General features: G+C 74.1%; 12 protein-coding genes and 2 pseudogenes. 8 read left to right on the plus strand and 6 right to left on the minus strand.

Annotated elements, in window-relative coordinates; translation table 11 throughout:
* Positions 1 to 123: 123 nt before the first annotated feature.
* The 3 genes from ABZX30_RS36040 to ABZX30_RS36050 form a co-directional block, all read right to left on the minus strand.
* Positions 124 to 2,592 carry a Helicase associated domain protein gene (locus ABZX30_RS36040; protein WP_355942052.1) on the minus strand — a complete coding sequence of 823 codons (2,469 nt, stop codon included), beginning with the start codon at positions 2,590 to 2,592 and terminating at the stop codon, positions 124 to 126.
* Positions 2,593 to 2,723: 131 nt separating this feature from the next.
* Positions 2,724 to 3,344 carry a DedA family protein gene (locus tag ABZX30_RS36045; RefSeq protein WP_355942055.1) on the minus strand — a complete coding sequence of 207 codons (621 nt, stop codon included), beginning with the start codon at positions 3,342 to 3,344 and terminating at the stop codon, positions 2,724 to 2,726.
* A gap of 316 nt (positions 3,345 to 3,660) precedes the next feature.
* Positions 3,661 to 4,257, minus strand: coding sequence for an ATP-binding protein (locus tag ABZX30_RS36050; protein ID WP_355942058.1), 597 nt, complete (start codon positions 4,255 to 4,257; stop codon positions 3,661 to 3,663).
* Positions 4,258 to 4,591: 334 nt separating this feature from the next.
* On the opposite strand from ABZX30_RS36050, the gene ABZX30_RS36055 reads away from it, so the two are divergent.
* From ABZX30_RS36055 to ABZX30_RS36065, 3 genes and pseudogenes are all read left to right on the plus strand, one after another.
* Positions 4,592 to 5,467 carry a helix-turn-helix transcriptional regulator gene (locus tag ABZX30_RS36055; RefSeq protein ID WP_355942061.1) on the plus strand — a complete coding sequence of 292 codons (876 nt, stop codon included), beginning with the start codon at positions 4,592 to 4,594 and terminating at the stop codon, positions 5,465 to 5,467.
* A 26-nt stretch (positions 5,468 to 5,493) separates the two neighbouring features.
* Positions 5,494 to 5,667 (plus strand): annotated as a pseudogene (locus tag ABZX30_RS36060) (DUF397 domain-containing protein); the annotation flags it as partial.
* Positions 5,668 to 5,804: 137 nt separating this feature from the next.
* Complete coding sequence (locus ABZX30_RS36065) at positions 5,805 to 6,620, plus strand: SAM-dependent methyltransferase (protein ID WP_355942064.1); 816 nt, start codon at positions 5,805 to 5,807, stop codon at positions 6,618 to 6,620.
* Positions 6,621 to 6,662: 42 nt separating this feature from the next.
* Here the strand turns inward: ABZX30_RS36065 and ABZX30_RS36070 are convergent.
* The 3 genes and pseudogenes from ABZX30_RS36070 to ABZX30_RS36080 form a co-directional block, all read right to left on the minus strand.
* A pseudogene (locus ABZX30_RS36070) lies at positions 6,663 to 7,033 on the minus strand (GNAT family N-acetyltransferase); the annotation flags it as partial.
* Between the two features lie 92 nt (positions 7,034 to 7,125).
* Positions 7,126 to 7,416 (minus strand): DUF3040 domain-containing protein, encoded by a 291-nt coding sequence (locus ABZX30_RS36075; protein ID WP_355942066.1) that lies wholly within the window; start codon positions 7,414 to 7,416, stop codon positions 7,126 to 7,128.
* Between the two features lie 348 nt (positions 7,417 to 7,764).
* Complete coding sequence (locus ABZX30_RS36080; protein WP_355942069.1) at positions 7,765 to 8,343, minus strand: DNA starvation/stationary phase protection protein; 579 nt, start codon at positions 8,341 to 8,343, stop codon at positions 7,765 to 7,767.
* A gap of 221 nt (positions 8,344 to 8,564) precedes the next feature.
* Here ABZX30_RS36080 and ABZX30_RS36085 point away from each other — a divergent pair, with 221 nt between their 5' ends.
* The 5 genes from ABZX30_RS36085 to ABZX30_RS36105 all read left to right on the plus strand — a co-directional run bounded on the left by ABZX30_RS36085 (position 8,565) and on the right by ABZX30_RS36105 (position 13,806).
* Positions 8,565 to 9,851: a low temperature requirement protein A gene (locus ABZX30_RS36085; RefSeq protein ID WP_355942071.1), complete on the plus strand. Its 1,287-nt coding sequence runs from the start codon at positions 8,565 to 8,567 to the stop codon at positions 9,849 to 9,851.
* A 191-nt stretch (positions 9,852 to 10,042) separates the two neighbouring features.
* Positions 10,043 to 10,252 carry a DUF6417 family protein gene (locus ABZX30_RS36090; protein WP_355942074.1) on the plus strand — a complete coding sequence of 70 codons (210 nt, stop codon included), beginning with the start codon at positions 10,043 to 10,045 and terminating at the stop codon, positions 10,250 to 10,252.
* Positions 10,253 to 10,501: 249 nt separating this feature from the next.
* Positions 10,502 to 11,578, plus strand: coding sequence for a LacI family DNA-binding transcriptional regulator (locus ABZX30_RS36095; RefSeq protein ID WP_355942077.1), 1,077 nt, complete (start codon positions 10,502 to 10,504; stop codon positions 11,576 to 11,578).
* Positions 11,579 to 11,671: 93 nt separating this feature from the next.
* Positions 11,672 to 12,736 carry a right-handed parallel beta-helix repeat-containing protein gene (locus ABZX30_RS36100; protein WP_355942080.1) on the plus strand — a complete coding sequence of 355 codons (1,065 nt, stop codon included), beginning with the start codon at positions 11,672 to 11,674 and terminating at the stop codon, positions 12,734 to 12,736.
* Positions 12,737 to 12,777: 41 nt separating this feature from the next.
* Positions 12,778 to 13,806, plus strand: a complete 1,029-nt coding sequence (locus ABZX30_RS36105; RefSeq protein WP_355942083.1) for a methyltransferase — start codon at positions 12,778 to 12,780, stop codon at positions 13,804 to 13,806.
* Positions 13,807 to 13,921 lie beyond the last annotated feature (115 nt).

A 13,921-nucleotide genomic window follows, 5' to 3' on the forward strand; every position in this document is an offset into this window, starting at 1 on the left:
CCGGGCGCAGGCCGTGCTCACGGTCGGTGCTCGCGCCGGGACCCGGTGACACCGGTGCCGGCGCCCTGGGGGCGCACCGTCCCCGGTCACGGCCGGGCCGCCGGGCGGAGCCGGGCCGCCGCGTCACGCCCAGCGCATCCCGATGCCGGACAGCTCCGCGACCCGCTCGGGGGTCAGGGTGGCGGCGCGGGAACGCTGGTTGCTGATCCAGGCGCCCAGCCTGACCCGGCGCTCCTGCCCGCCGTCCGGCAGGGCGACGGTCTCGACGTGTGCGCGGGGCACGGCCAGATGACCCTCGCGCCGGTAGAACTGGGTGGCGGCGGCAAGGTTCACCGCCCACTTGTCCGCGTGGGAGACCCGCGGCGGGGGCCGTTCCCCCTCGGCGGCCGGCTCGATCCCCAGTACGTGCTCGCACAGCCACCGCTGTCCGGCAGTGAGCCCGTCCCAGTCCAGGCGCTGCGCGCGGACCCACCGGCCCAGGTCCTCGCCCTGGCGTACGGCCTCGCCCGGCGAGACGGGCAGCCGGCCGCCCTCCGCGAGGTGCAGCCGGGTGAGGTGGAAGCGGCGCTGCCACTCCACCGGCCAGGCCGGACACCACGCGGGGTCGATCTCCTCCAGCTGTTCCCTGCGCTCCTCGGACAGCGCGCCGGGCGCCGTCTCGGCAGCCGGGTCGCCCGCCGCCCTGCGGGCCGCGGCCCGCTGGTTCTTCAGCCAGATGCCGACCTTGAAGCCCTGGTGGACGGCGTCGTGCGGGGCGAGGAGGTGGCCGTGCTCGCCGGCCCAGCCGCGGGCCGCGGCGAGTCCCTCCTCCCAGGCGACGTCGAAGTGCGACCACACCATGCCGAGCCGCTCCAACTGGCGGACCCGGTCGGCGTCGAGGGTCCCGCGGGCGTGGAGGCGGCGCGCGTCGGCGATCCACTGCCCGAGCGGGAACCCCGCGAGCGCGGCGGGCCAGTCGCCGGCCTCGGCCGCCTCCCCCTCCGGCACCCGGAAGGTGAACGGCACCCGCAGACCGCCGTGGGCGCGGGCGTACAGCGCGGCGGCCTCGACACCGCGCCGCCAGTGCGCGTGCTCGGGGTTGATCACCCGCAGCTCGACGAACGCGGCCAGCTGCGCCGGGTCGCGCGGGGTGGAGAACTTGAGCAGCGCCCGCGCCCCGGCGCTCACGCCCTCGAGGCCCGGCTCGGCATGCTCCTGACCGGCGGCGGTACGGCCCTTGGCGGCCCGGCTCGGCGCCTGCGGCTCGGCGAGCCGCTCCACGATGCGCGCGTCGTGGGCGCGCAGCGCCTCCAGCAGCCGGGCCAGCCCCGCGTACGCCCTGCTGCTGAGCATGCTGTCCGGTGTCTCGCCCGGCCCGAGCAGCACCGGCACCACCAGCGACGCCGTCTTGCCTTCACCGGGCCGGATGCGCAGGGCCCGCCCCACCGCCTGCACGAGGTCCGGCATGGAGCCGCGTACGTCCGCGAAGTACACCGAGTCGCAGTCCCGGGTGTCGACGCCCTCGCCGAGGACCCGCACCGAGCTGAGGAAGGCCCTGCGCACCCGGGTCCCGTCGGCGGCCTTCAGCCGGGCGAACTCGTCCAGGACCCGGCGCCGGTGCACGGGCGGATGGTCGCCGCACAGCCAGTCCGCCCAGACAGCCCGCGGGTACCGCCGCGGAGCGGCCGCGTGCAGCCGGGCCGCGACCTCGCCGAGCCCGGCCGCGAAGGCCTCCGCCTCCCGGACCAGGTGGTGGAAGACCAGTGTGCGCCGCAGTCCCTCCTCCCGCGCCGCCTTCAGCAGCGCGGCCTGCAGCGCGGCGAGCCGGGCACCGCGCACCTCGTCCGTACGGCCCTCGATGCCGAGCAGCTGGGCGGCCTGCAACCGGGTGTCGGTGACGTCCACGCACACCACCTGGTAGGGCGCGCAGATCCCGCGGTCGATCGCCTGCGACAGGGTCAGGGTGTGACAGCGGGCGCCGAACGGGCCGTGCGGATCGTCGTCCATGGACGCGACGAGTTCGCCGGGCGCCCCCTGTCCCGTCTCCTCGTCGGGCTGCCACAGGCGGGGCGTGGCGGTCATGTACAGCCGCCGCACCGACGGGATCCGGGCGTTGTCGTGCACGACCGCCCACGGCTTGCCGATCCGTCCGGACGTCCGGTGCGCCTCGTCCACGACGATCAGGTCCCAGCCCGGCAGCCCGGCGGCGTGCGCCCGCTCCAGGGTGCCGAGGCCGAGCGAGGCGTACGTGGCGAACACGGTGACCCGGTCGAAGGGCCGCACCCAGGCCACCAGCTCGCCCACGTCGGTGGTGTTGGGGAACGCGGCCTGGTCGCCGCGCAGCGAGGACACCCCGATCATCGGGCCCGCCCGGCCGCCCGCACGCCAGGCGGCCTCGGTCTGCGCGAGCAGATCCAGCGACGGCACCAGCACCAGCACCCGGCCCGCGCGCAGTTCCTCGGCGCTGCGGACCGCCACGAAGGTCTTGCCGGAGCCCGTGGCCATGACGACCTGCGTCCGCAGCCCGCGCGGCGGCAGGGCCGCGCCGGCCGGGGGCTGGAGGGCACGGACCACGGCGTCCACGGCCTCGCGCTGGTGGGGACGGAGTCTCACGCGACGACGATAGCGCCGCCGGAGCCGGGTCCTGTCCGGTGGCGGGGAGGCGAGGGTGGGGGAGCGGTCTGGGGGCGTGGGGCGACGATCGTGCTCCTCCTGGCCGGGTGGGCCCGCGGCAGGGGCCGGTCTCAGGTCCGGCGTCGGCGGCGCAGCAGGCGGGGGGTGAGGAGGGTGGCGGCCAGGACGCCGAGGACGGGGAGCACGTAGAGCTGGTAGCGGGTGATCTCGTCGTAGAGCGCGTCGATGTGGCTGCCCGCCAGGTAGGCCAGGGTCGCCCACAGGCCGACCCAGAGGGCCGCGCCGAGCGCGTTGAAGGCCAGGAAGCGCCGCCAGGGCATGCTGGTGGTGCCCGCGACGATGCCGTTGGCCTGCCGCAGCCCTTCGACGAACCGGGCGATGGTGACGATCTTGCCGCCGTGCCGGCTGAAGAACTCCTCGGCCGCCTGGAAGCGCTTCGGCGTGAGGAACACGTACCGGCCCCACCGGTGCACGGCCGCGCGGCCGCCGGACCGGCCGATCAGATAGCCCGCGTTGTCCCCGAGCACGGCCGCGGCGAACGCGATGACCGCCACGGCCGCGATGTTCAGCCGCCCCGCCCCGGCGTACACCCCCGCGGCGATCAGCATCGTCTCGCCCGGAGCCGGGACCCCGAAGTCCTCCGCGAAGACCACGGCACCGACGGCCCAGTACCCGTAGTCGCCGAGCAGCGGTTCCAGAGGGGCCAGCGGGCCCGGAAGCGGAGGGGCCATGGCTCCACCGTACGTCGCGGCCGGAACGCCCCGACCTCCGGTCACCGGCCGTGAGCGGAAGCTGCCGGCCGGCTAGGGCCTGTGGCGCCGCTGGGGGTGGTCCGGGCCGGGCCTGGGACGGGTGCGGGTCCAGGACGGGTCGGCCATGCGGGCCTCGGGAGGAGCCGCAGGAGCCGCAGGAGCCTCAGGAGCGGGAAGGAGCCGGGGACGGGGGACGACGGGCTGCGGTCGGATCATCAGGCAGGTGTCCTTCGGCCGAGTGGGGGATGGGCCGGGGCGGCTGCAGAGCGGGGGAGGAGCCCTGAGGCCGGGGTGGTCAGGGGGCGGGCGGGGCGGTCGCCAGTTCGGCCCAGACGGTGCGACCGTACCGGCCGGGGAGGTCCGCCAGGCCCCAGTCGGTGCTCAGCGCCTCGACCAGCAGCAGCCCGCGGCCGCTCTGGTCGTCGGGGTCCGGCTGTCGCGGCACGGGGCGTAAGGGGCCGCGGTTCTGGTCCTCGACCTCGATGCGCAGCCGCTCGGGTGTGGCGAGCAGCCGGCACCCGATCCGCTCACTGGCGGAGTGCGTGAGCGCGTTCGTGACGAGCTCGGAGGTGATGAGGACGGCGCTGTCGGCCGCGTCACCGCCGATGCCCCAGGCGGTGAGCGTCTCCCGTACGCCCGCACGGGCCGCGGCGACCGCGGCGGGGGTCGAGGCGATGACGAACGCGTGCGTCCGGCGGGGTGGTTCGGCCCCGGAGGCGAGCCGGTCGGGGCCTTGGGGCCCAGGGAGTCGACCGGTGTGCTCGCCTCCGGGTGGTCGGGTGGGACGCGCCGCCTCCGCCGGCCGGCGGGGACGCCCGTCCGCGGGCAGGGGCTCGAGTGGTCCGGCGCCGGGCAGTCGGTGCAGGGGCTGGGGGAGGGAGGGCGGGGGCATCGCCGTCGCCTTTCGTCCGGCTCGCGTCGTGGCGGGTGTGCTGGTGTCGCGTCCGCCGGCCCGTGGGGAGGTGAGGACGACGGCGCGGGCACGGCGGCGCCCGGTCGCAGCCCGATCTCCCCCAACTGGACTGCTTCGCCCGCTCCTTCCTGGGCCGGAGCAGTGAGTCCACTGTGACACCTGCCAACAACGGCTCGCAACCGGCAAGTTGAAATTTGCACGTTGTGGCGTGCATCCTGCTTCCGCCAACAGGTGATCGATCGAGGTCGAATGAGCCTGACGAGCGAGGGCGTGAGACGGTGACCCTGCAACCGACGGTGTGAGGGGACAAGGCGTGACCGCGGAGACCGACTGGGGCGGCGCGCCTTCCGTCCTGCGCATGATCCTCGGCAGGCAGCTGGAGGAGCTGCGGACCCGGGCCGGTCTGAGTTACGAGCAGGCGGGCATGGCGATCGGGGTCAGCCACTCCACGATCCGCCGGATGGAGGCCGCCAAGGTCGCCCGGCTCAGGCTGGCGGACGCCGAGAAGCTGCTGCGGACCTACGGCGTCACGGACCAGCAGGAGATCGACACCTTCCTGCAGTCGGTCCGCGAGGCCAACAAACGCGGCTGGTGGCACACCTACCGCGATGTGATGCCGGACTGGTTCGCCGCGTACCTCAGCCTGGAGCAGGCGGCGCTGCAGATCCGCGCCTACGAGAACCAGTTCGTCCACGGGCTGCTGCAGACCGAGGACTACGCGCGCGCCCTGCTGGGCGCGGGCAACCCGCACGCCCCCGGTCAGGCCGCGGAGCGCCGGGTGGCGCTGCGCATGCGCCGCCAGGAACTGCTGTCACGGGACGTGCCGCCGAGGCTGTGGGTGGTGATGGACGAGACCGTGCTGCGCTGGCCGGTCGGCGGCCCCGGCGTGATGCGCGCGCAGATCGACCACCTGATCGAGCTCAACCGGCTGCCCCATGTGACCCTGCAGATCATGCCGTTCGCGAACGGACCGCACCCGGCGATGCGGGCGGGCGCGTACCACCTCTTCCGGTTCCGGGCCCCGGAACTGCCCGACATCGTCTACCTCAACGCGCTGGTCGGCGCCGTCTACCTCGACAAGGCGGACGACGTCGTGGTGTACCGCGAGGCCCTGGACCGGCTGGGCGCCCAGGCGACGCCCGCCAGGAAGACCGAGGCCGCCCTCGGCGCGATGCGCAAGGAGCTGTAGAGGTGCACCACCACCTGCGCAACGGCGTGCCGTCCCGGGACCTGGGCGCACGCGGCTGGACCAAGCCGTGGAGCGACGACACCCGAGGCGCCTGCGCGGAAGTGAAGAAGCCGGCCGACGGACGCGTCGCCGTCCGCCGGCCGACCGGCCCGGACGGCCCGGCGCCGGTCCTCACCCCGCGCGAGACGACCGGCTTCCTGGCCGGGGCGAAGGCGGGTGACGCGGACTTTCTCCTGTGCATTCCCCTCGTTCGGCTGAGCGTCGACCCGAATTCCCGCGATCATGGATCCGCTTCGGATCCTTGTGACTTCCCCCGACCCGAATGGGAGACACGGCGTTGCCCGACAACGGATGGCCGGCCGACCGCATCGACACCGAGAACGCCCACTCCGCCCGGATCTACGACTACATCCTGGGCGGCAAGGACTACTACCCCGCGGACAAGGAGGCGGGCGACGCCATGTCCCGGGAGTGGCCCGCGCTCCCCGTCCACATGCGGGCCAACCGCGACTGGATGAACCGCGCGGTGCGCTGGCTGGCCGAGGAGGCGGGCGTGCGCCAGTTCCTGGACATCGGCACCGGCATCCCCACCTCCCCGAACCTGCACGAGATCGTCCAGTCGGTGGCTCCCGAGTCCCGGGTGGTCTACGTCGACAACGACCCCATCGTCCTCACCCTCTCCCAGGGACTGCTGGCCAGCGCACCCGAGGGCAGGACGTCGTACATCGAGGCCGACTTCCGTGACCCGGCGGCCATCCTGGACGCCCCCGAACTGCGCGAGACCCTCGACCTCGGCGAGCCGGTCGCGCTCACGGTGATCGCCATCGTGCACTTCATGCTCGACGAGGACGACGCGGTCGGTGTCGTGCGCCGCCTGCTGGAGCCGCTGCCCCCGGGCAGCTATCTGGCGATGTCCATCGGCACCGCCGAGTTCGCGCCCGAGGAGGTGGGCCGCGTTGCCCGCGAGTACGCGGCCCGCAACATGCCGATGCGGCTGCGCACCATCGCCGAGGCCCACGCGTTCTTCGAGGGCCTGGACCTGGTCGAACCCGGCATCGTCCAGGTGCACAAGTGGCACCCGGACGGCGCGGGCGAGCAGGGCATCCGCGACCAGGACATCGCGATGTACGGAGCGGTCGCCCGCAAGCCGTGACCGCGGCGGGGCCGGGGCGCCGCCCCGGCCCCGCGGTGCCGCCTACGGCGCGGTCAGCAGCGCCTCCGCTCCCACCGGCCGGTAGCCGGCTGCCTGGAAGGCGCGCACGCTGCGGGCGTTGCCCGCCGCCTGCTGCGACCACACCGGCCGTCCGTCCGGCACCAGATGCCGTGCGGCCGTGGCCAGGGCCCGGCCCAGGCCACGGTGACGTGCGTGCTCCTCGACTTCGACCGCCGTCTCCCAGCGGCCGGCCACGCCCCGGCCCAGGACGACCATCCGCCGTCGGCCGCCCAGACCCGGACGCCGTCCCGGCGCCTGCGGGCGCTGACCACCCGGGGGTGCTCGGCGTCCGTCGACTCGGTCAGTTCCAGCGCAGGTTCACCGGGCAGGGCGCTCGCGATCTCGTACGACAGGTGCGCGACCGCCGGTCCTGACGTCCCGGTGCCGGACGGTCCGCCTCCCGTCGCGCATCACTGCCCCGGCGAGCGGGAGCACCCGGCGCGCACTACCTGGTGGCACGGCACAGCAGCCGGAAGCCCGCCAGCAGGGTGAGCGGCCAGACGACGGCGAACCCCCACACCAGCGCCGGGTCCGAGGTGCGGACGCCGAGGGCGCCCAGGGCTGTCGACGCGCACATCAGGGCGGCGGCCGTCAGGGGCAGCCACGGCCGGGGGCGCGAGGCGCTCATCCGGCGGGTCAGATGGCGGTCACGGCGCAACTCCGCCTCGATATGGAGCAGGGCGAGCCGCTCGTGGGTGGTGAGTTCGACGTCATCCGGGTGGCCGCGGTCGTTCATGGCACTGCGTGTTCCCCGGGAGCGCCGTCCGATGCCGGTGGGAAACGGCCCGCTCGTGCGCGGGGCCGGCCCCGGCCCCGCCCCGGTGGCGGCCGGGCCGCCGGGGCCGCTCACGGAGCTCCCCACGGCGGCGCCCGCGCCGGCAGGCCGCGCCGGGGCCCGGTCGCCGCCGTCCGCTCCCAGGGCGTGATCCACGGCCTGCGCCATGCCCGACGCCCCGCGCGAGACCCACGACGCCGAGTTCGCGCCCTCGAGCCGGCCGCGGACGCCCGGCGCACCGCCCCGGCCACCGCCTGGCCCCTGCCGTGCGTGACCGGGCGGACTCACGGGGTGGCGGGGCGCCGCCCGTCAGGTGCGGACCAGCGGCGTGTCGACCAGGTGCTCGGCCAGGAACCACGCCTGGAGCTCACCGGTCCTGATCACCTGCGACACCAGCAGGTCGTTGGTGCCGTCGTCACCCAGCTCCGCGGCCCGGGCGGCGGCGTCATGGGCGTCGATCAGGATGCTCTCGTGGGCCTCCAGCAGCCGTGACAGCATCGCCGGGACCTCCTCCACACCGTCCGGCGGCCGCGGGATCGAGGTGATCTCGGCGACGTGCCGGGGGTCGCCCACCGCGACCCCACCCAGGGACTGGACGCGTTCGGCGATGGTGTCGACGATGTCGAGCTGTTCCCCCGCGTGCTTGTCCAGGACGAGGTGCAGTTGGTAGAACGTCGCGCCGCGCATCAGCCAGTGGTGCTTCTTGTAGAGGCCGTAGAGGATCTGCGTGTCCGCCAGGACCTTGTTCAGACGCTGGCAGGAGTACATCCGTGCCTCGTAGGACAGGCCGACGGGGAACTGCTTGACGGTCCCGAACTCCTGGATCACCTCGCCCTTCTGGTGCAGCCACGGCTGGCTGCCGGTCCCGGATCGGGAGCTGGTGGTCATGTGCCGCCTCCTGCGGTGCCGTGCTGTGCGTACCCGGGAGACGCTAGGCCCCCGCGCGGGCCGAAGGTTGTCCGGCAGCGCACGCGGTGCTGCCCGCCCGTGCACAGCGGCGCCCGCCCTGCCGTCCGTGCGCTCTCGGGCACCTGCCCGTGCGCCCGCGGACACGTGACCGTACCCGGCGGGCCTACGCTTTCGTCACGACGAGGAGAGGCGGGAACGACATGCGCGGCCGGGATCCAGGCGAGCCACACCGGTCCGCCACCTCACTGGAGCTGTTCTTCGACCTGTGCTTCGTCGTCGCGGTGGCCCAGGCGTCCGCGAGCCTGCACGAGGCGCTGACCCACGGCGCGTACGCCACCGGCGTCCTGCGGTTCGCGCTGGTCTTCTTCGCCATCTGGTGGGCGTGGATGAACTTCACCTGGTTCGCCTCCGCCTACGACCCGGACGACGTGCCGTACCGGCTGACCGTGCTCGTCCAGATCACCGGCTCGCTGGTCCTCGCCTCCGGCGTGCGCCGGGCGTTCGAGGACGGTGACCTCACGGTCATCACCCTCGGGTACGTGGTCCTGCGCACGGCCCTGGCCGCCCTCTGGCTCCGCGCCGCGGTGTCCGACCCCGCCCGCCGCGGGACGGCCCTGCGCTTCGCCGTCGGAGTCACGGTGTGCCAGTTCGGCTGGGTCGCCCTGCTCGCCGTCCCGCCCGGGCTGCGGGTGCCCGGCATCGCCGTGCTGGTCCTCGCCGAGCTCTCGGTCCCCGTGTGGGCGCAGTCCGCCGGGATGACGCCCTGGCACCCGCACCACATCGCCGAGCGCTACGAACTGTTCACCCTCATCGTGCTCGGCGAGTCCGTCGCCGCCACCACCGTCGCCGTACGGGACGCCTTCGACCGCCACCGCGGCGCCGCCGCCCTCACCGCGGTGGCGGCCGGCGGCCTGCTCATCGCGTACGCCCTGTGGTGGCTGTACTTCGCCCGACCCGCGCACGCGTTCCTCGCCACGACGCACCAGGCCCACCGCAGGAGGTTCCCCTGGGCGTACGGCCACTACCTGATCTTCGCCGCGGCGGCCGCCGAGGGGGCGGGCCTGGCCGCGTACGCCGACCACGTCACCCGGCACACCGGCGTCTCGGACCCGGCCGCCGGTGCGGCCGTCACCGTCCCGGCGGCCGTCTTCCTGCTCACGGTGTGGGCCGTGCACCTGCGCCCCCACCAGAGCACCGCCGTGGAACGGCTGCCGTACCCCGTCACCGCGGCCGCCCTGGTGCCGGCCGCGTGGCTGCCGGCACCCGCCCTCGTGGCGGGCGCCCTGCTGGCGGTGCTCGTCGCTCTGGCCGCGACACCGGCCGCCGGAGACCGCACCGAGGAATCCGGCCGGTCTCCCGCCGGGGCCCGGCTGTTCGTGTGGCGCGCCGGGCCTGCCGGCCGGCGCGGGGCCAGGGGGGACGCCGCACAGCAGGTCGAGACCGGACCCCGAGGAGGGGCCGAGAGCGGCTCGGTCAACGGTTCTTGACCATGCCGGATCATCCGCTGATCGGATCAGGGGCCCCTCGGGTCACCGGCTTCGGGCCGGCGCCTGGTACCCCCGGTACTCATCCGCCGACATCGTCGTCCGGCCCCGGGCGGGCCGGGCTGCCGGGTGTGGAGGAGGTGCGGCTCGTCAGGGCTGCGTGACCCGGACGGTACCGGGTACGTTGCCCCCTCATGGACGGCTACGACCCCCAAGACCTGGAAGAGATCGCTTTCCTGCCCGGGGGCAGCACCGCCGAGCGGCTGGCGGAGCTGCACCAGGAGGAGGCGCACGACCTGCTGGACCTGCTGCAGGCGGGCACGGCGCAGGGCGGCCCGCCCGTGTCGCCGGCGGCCCATCGCATGGCCCGTGAGATCGCCTCCGGCATCCCGTCGCCGAACTGACGGCGGAGCCGGTGCGGCGGCTGGTCCGGCGGCACACCGCGACGTCGACGCGGGCGTTGTTACCGGTAACATCCATCGGTGCGTCCGAGCCGGCCGCGCGCCGACCGCACCCTGCCCGCGGTCGCGGACGGCCGGCGGTACGGGCGGCCCGGCCACCGGAGGATCCTCGCCGGAGCGCCCGCCCGGCCTATCCTGTGGATCCGCCGGGCGGAAGGACCGCCGGGACCAGGTCCGAGGAAGCGACCCGCCATGCCCCGCAGTACCGCCGACAGCCAGGTCCCCCCGCGGCGCAGCCGGCGCGGCTTCGCGGGCGCGCGGCCCGTGATGGACGACGTGGCCCGGCTGGCGGGCGTCTCCAAGCAGACCGTGTCCCGGGTGATCAACGACAATCCGGCGGTCCGCCCCGAGACCCGTGAGGCCGTGCGCGCCGCCGTGCGCTCGCTCGGCTACCGCCCCAGCCGCAGCGCCCGCTCGCTGGCCAGCGGCAGGACCCGGATGCTCGGCGTGATCTCCTTCGACGCCGCGCGGTTCGGGCCCGCCTCCATCCTGACCGCGATCAACTCCGCCGCACAGGAAGCCGGTTACCTGGTCAGCTGCATCGCCCTCGACACGGCCGACCGGGACACGGTGGTCCGCGCCGCCGGCCGGCTCTCGGCCGAGGGCGCCGACGGCGTGATCGCCATCGCCCCGCAGCGCCGCATCGGCCGCGCCCTGGTGGAGGCCGGCCTCGACACCCCGCTGGTGGTGCTGGAGAACGACCTCGGCGACGGCATCCCCCTGATCACCGCGGACTCCACGACCGGGGCCCGCCTGGCCACCGGGCACCTCCTGGACCTCGGTCACCGCACCGTCCGGCACATCGCGGGCCCGGCCGGCTGGACGTCCGCCGACGCGCGCGCCGACAGTTGGCGCACGACCCTCAGGGCGGCCGGGGCACACGTGCCCGAGCCCCTCTTCGGCGACTGGAGCGCCGACTCCGGGTACGAACTGGGCCGCCGGCTGGCCGGGGACCGCGAGGTCACGGCCGTCTTCGCCTCCAACGACCAGATGGCGCTGGGCGTGCTGCGCGCCTTCCACGAGGCCGGGCGGCCGGTGCCCGACGAGGTCAGCGTGGTCGGCTACGACGACATCCCCGAGGCCGCCCACCTGTTGCCCCCGCTGACCACGGTGCGCACCGACTTCGCCGAGATCGGCACCCGCTCCCTGCGCCTCCTCCTGGACCGCCTCGAAGGCGCCCCGGGACCCCGCACCGCCCCCGCCGTCGACCCCGTCGTCCCGGTCGAGCTCGTCGTCCGCCGCAGCACGGGTCCGGCGCCCCGGGGGTGACCGCGGCGCCCTGGAGCGGCCTGCCGCGCGTGACACGCCGCCGGACGGTCTATCCGGGGCGTTCATCACCTAGTAGCCCTTAACGTGCGGAATATGAAGAAATGTCATACCGTCTTCGCCGCCTGCACCGCGGTGCTCACCGTGGTCGGACTCGGCGCGGCATCGCCCGCCGCCGGCTGCTCCAGGCTCCACGTCGTGCGGCCGGGCCACTCGATCCAGAAAGCGGTGGACGCGGCCAGGCCAGGGGACACCGTGCTGGTGACCGCCGGCACGTACCACGAGAGCGTGAAGGTGACCACGCGCGGGCTGATCCTGCGCGGCCAGGGCCGGAGCACGGTCATCAAGCCCGGCAAGAAGAAGACCGCCAACGCCTGTGCCGAGAACGGCAACGGCATCTGTGTCGTGGGGACGAAGAGCCGTCGCCTCGAGGGCGTCACCGTCGAGAACCTGACCGTGACCGGCTTCGACCGGGCCGGCGTCTTCGCGGTGGGCACCGACCGTCTGACCGTGCGCGGCGTGACCGCGGAGAAGAACAAGCTGTGGGGCATCGCCGAGGAGCGGTCGGAGCGCAGCCTGATCCGGGGCAACACGGTTCGCCACAACGGCGACGCGGGCGTCTTCCTCGCCAACACGATGCTGACCGAGGCGGGCGCGAAGGACACCAGGGGCACGTCCGTCGAGGGCAACGTGCTGCGGGACAACCGTATCGGCGTCACCGTCCGGCGGCTGCGCAATCTCACCGTCACCCACAACGACGTGACCGGCAACTGCGCCGGGGTGTTCGTGGTCGGCGACGAGAACAAGCCCAGGGCCGGCAAGGTGAACGTGGTCTCGAACCGCATCGCCGACAACAACAAGTACTGCAAGAAGACCGCCCGGCTGCCCTTCCTCCAGGGCTCCGGCGTCGTCATCACCGGCGCCGAGGACACCCTGGTGACCCGGAACGTGATCACCGGGAACGCCGGCAGGTCCCCGCTGTCCGGAGGCGTCGTCCTCTACAAGAGCTTCGTGGGCACCACCAGCGAACGGAACCGGGTCACCGGCAACAGGCTGGTGGGCAACGCGCCGGCGGACGTCGTCAACCAGGAACCCGCCAAGCGCCACAACACCTTCACCCGCAACACCTGCGGGAAGTCCAGGCCCGCGGGCCTGTGCTGACCGGCCGTACCCATCCGTAAACCGAGGAGGAGAGGCGGCACATGACGACCGCACCCACTGCACCACCGCCGTCCATGCGGCTGAGGGAGCTCGCTTTCGGGGCGGCGTGTGCCGCCGCCCTCCGCGCGGCCGCCCGGCTCGGCGTGGCCGACGCGCTGGGCGAGCACCCCATGGCCGTGGCGGACCTCGCGGCCGCGGTGAAGACCGAGCCCAAGCCGCTCGGACGGCTGCTGCGGGCCCTGTCCTGCTACGGCGTCTTCGCCGAGCGCGAGGACGGGACGTTCGCGCACACCGACATGTCCCGGCTGCTGCGCGAGGACGACCCGCACAGCCTGCGCTACATCACCCTGTGGTGCACCGAGCCGTGGACCTGGGACGCCTGGCCGAAACTGGACGAGGCGGTGCGCACCGGCCGGAACGTCGTGGAGGACCTGTACGGCAAGGAGTTCTTCACCTACCTCAACGAGGACGCCCCGCAGTCGGCCGACGTCTTCAACCGGGCCATGACGACCTCCAGCAAGCAGTCCGCGCGGGAAGTCGCCGAACTGCTGGACCTGTCCGGGGCGAAGTCGGTCGCCGACATCGGCGGCGGACAGGGCCATGTGGTGGCCAGCCTGCTGGAGAAGTACCCGGCGATGCACGGAACCCTGCTCGACCTGCCGCGCGTGGTGGAGAACGCCGATCCCCGGCTGCGCGAGGGCGGCTCGCTCGCCGGCCGGGTGGACGTCGTGGCCGGCGACTGCCGCGAGGCCGTCCCCGTGCGGGCGGACGTCTACATCATCAAGAACATCCTGGAGTGGGACGACGAGAGCACGGCCCGCTGCCTGCGCAACGTCATCCAGGCGGGCGGTCCGAAGGCGCGGGTCGTGGTCATCGAGAACCTCGTCGACGACACCCCGTCGATGCGGTTCAGCACCGCCATGGACCTGCTGCTGCTGCTGAACGTCGGTGGCGCCAAGCACACCACCGAGAGCATGGTCTCCCGGCTGACCGCCGCGGGCCTCGTCATCGACGACATCAGCCCGGTCAACCCCTATCTGCACGCCTTCGACTGCACCGTCCCCGGGTGAGCCCGACGCCGACGGGACACTGATACCCGGACACCGGTCGCCGGGCCCGCGACGCTGCGGGCCCCGCGGGCGGGGTGGGCGTGCGCGGGGACGGTCCGCGGGGTGAGATAGGAAG

The organism is Streptomyces sp. NPDC004542 (assembly GCF_040610035.1).
In the GTDB taxonomy this organism is placed as follows: Bacteria; Actinomycetota; Actinomycetes; order Streptomycetales; family Streptomycetaceae; genus Streptomyces.

Excerpts from the sequence above, each read along its gene's own strand:
- ABZX30_RS36045 (WP_355942055.1), bottom strand. The coding sequence starts at position 3,344 with ATGGCCCCTCCGCTTCCGGGCCCGCTGGCCCCTCTGGAACCGCTGCTC.
- ABZX30_RS36050 (WP_355942058.1), bottom strand. The coding sequence starts at position 4,257 with ATGCCCCCGCCCTCCCTCCCCCAGCCCCTGCACCGACTGCCCGGCGCC.
- ABZX30_RS36075 (WP_355942066.1), bottom strand. The coding sequence starts at position 7,416 with ATGAACGACCGCGGCCACCCGGATGACGTCGAACTCACCACCCACGAG.
- ABZX30_RS36080 (WP_355942069.1), bottom strand. The coding sequence starts at position 8,343 with ATGACCACCAGCTCCCGATCCGGGACCGGCAGCCAGCCGTGGCTGCAC.
- ABZX30_RS36085 (WP_355942071.1), top strand. The coding sequence starts at position 8,565 with ATGCGCGGCCGGGATCCAGGCGAGCCACACCGGTCCGCCACCTCACTG.
- ABZX30_RS36090 (WP_355942074.1), top strand. The coding sequence starts at position 10,043 with ATGGACGGCTACGACCCCCAAGACCTGGAAGAGATCGCTTTCCTGCCC.
- ABZX30_RS36095 (WP_355942077.1), top strand. The coding sequence starts at position 10,502 with ATGCCCCGCAGTACCGCCGACAGCCAGGTCCCCCCGCGGCGCAGCCGG.
- ABZX30_RS36100 (WP_355942080.1), top strand. The coding sequence starts at position 11,672 with ATGAAGAAATGTCATACCGTCTTCGCCGCCTGCACCGCGGTGCTCACC.
- ABZX30_RS36105 (WP_355942083.1), top strand. The coding sequence starts at position 12,778 with ATGACGACCGCACCCACTGCACCACCGCCGTCCATGCGGCTGAGGGAG.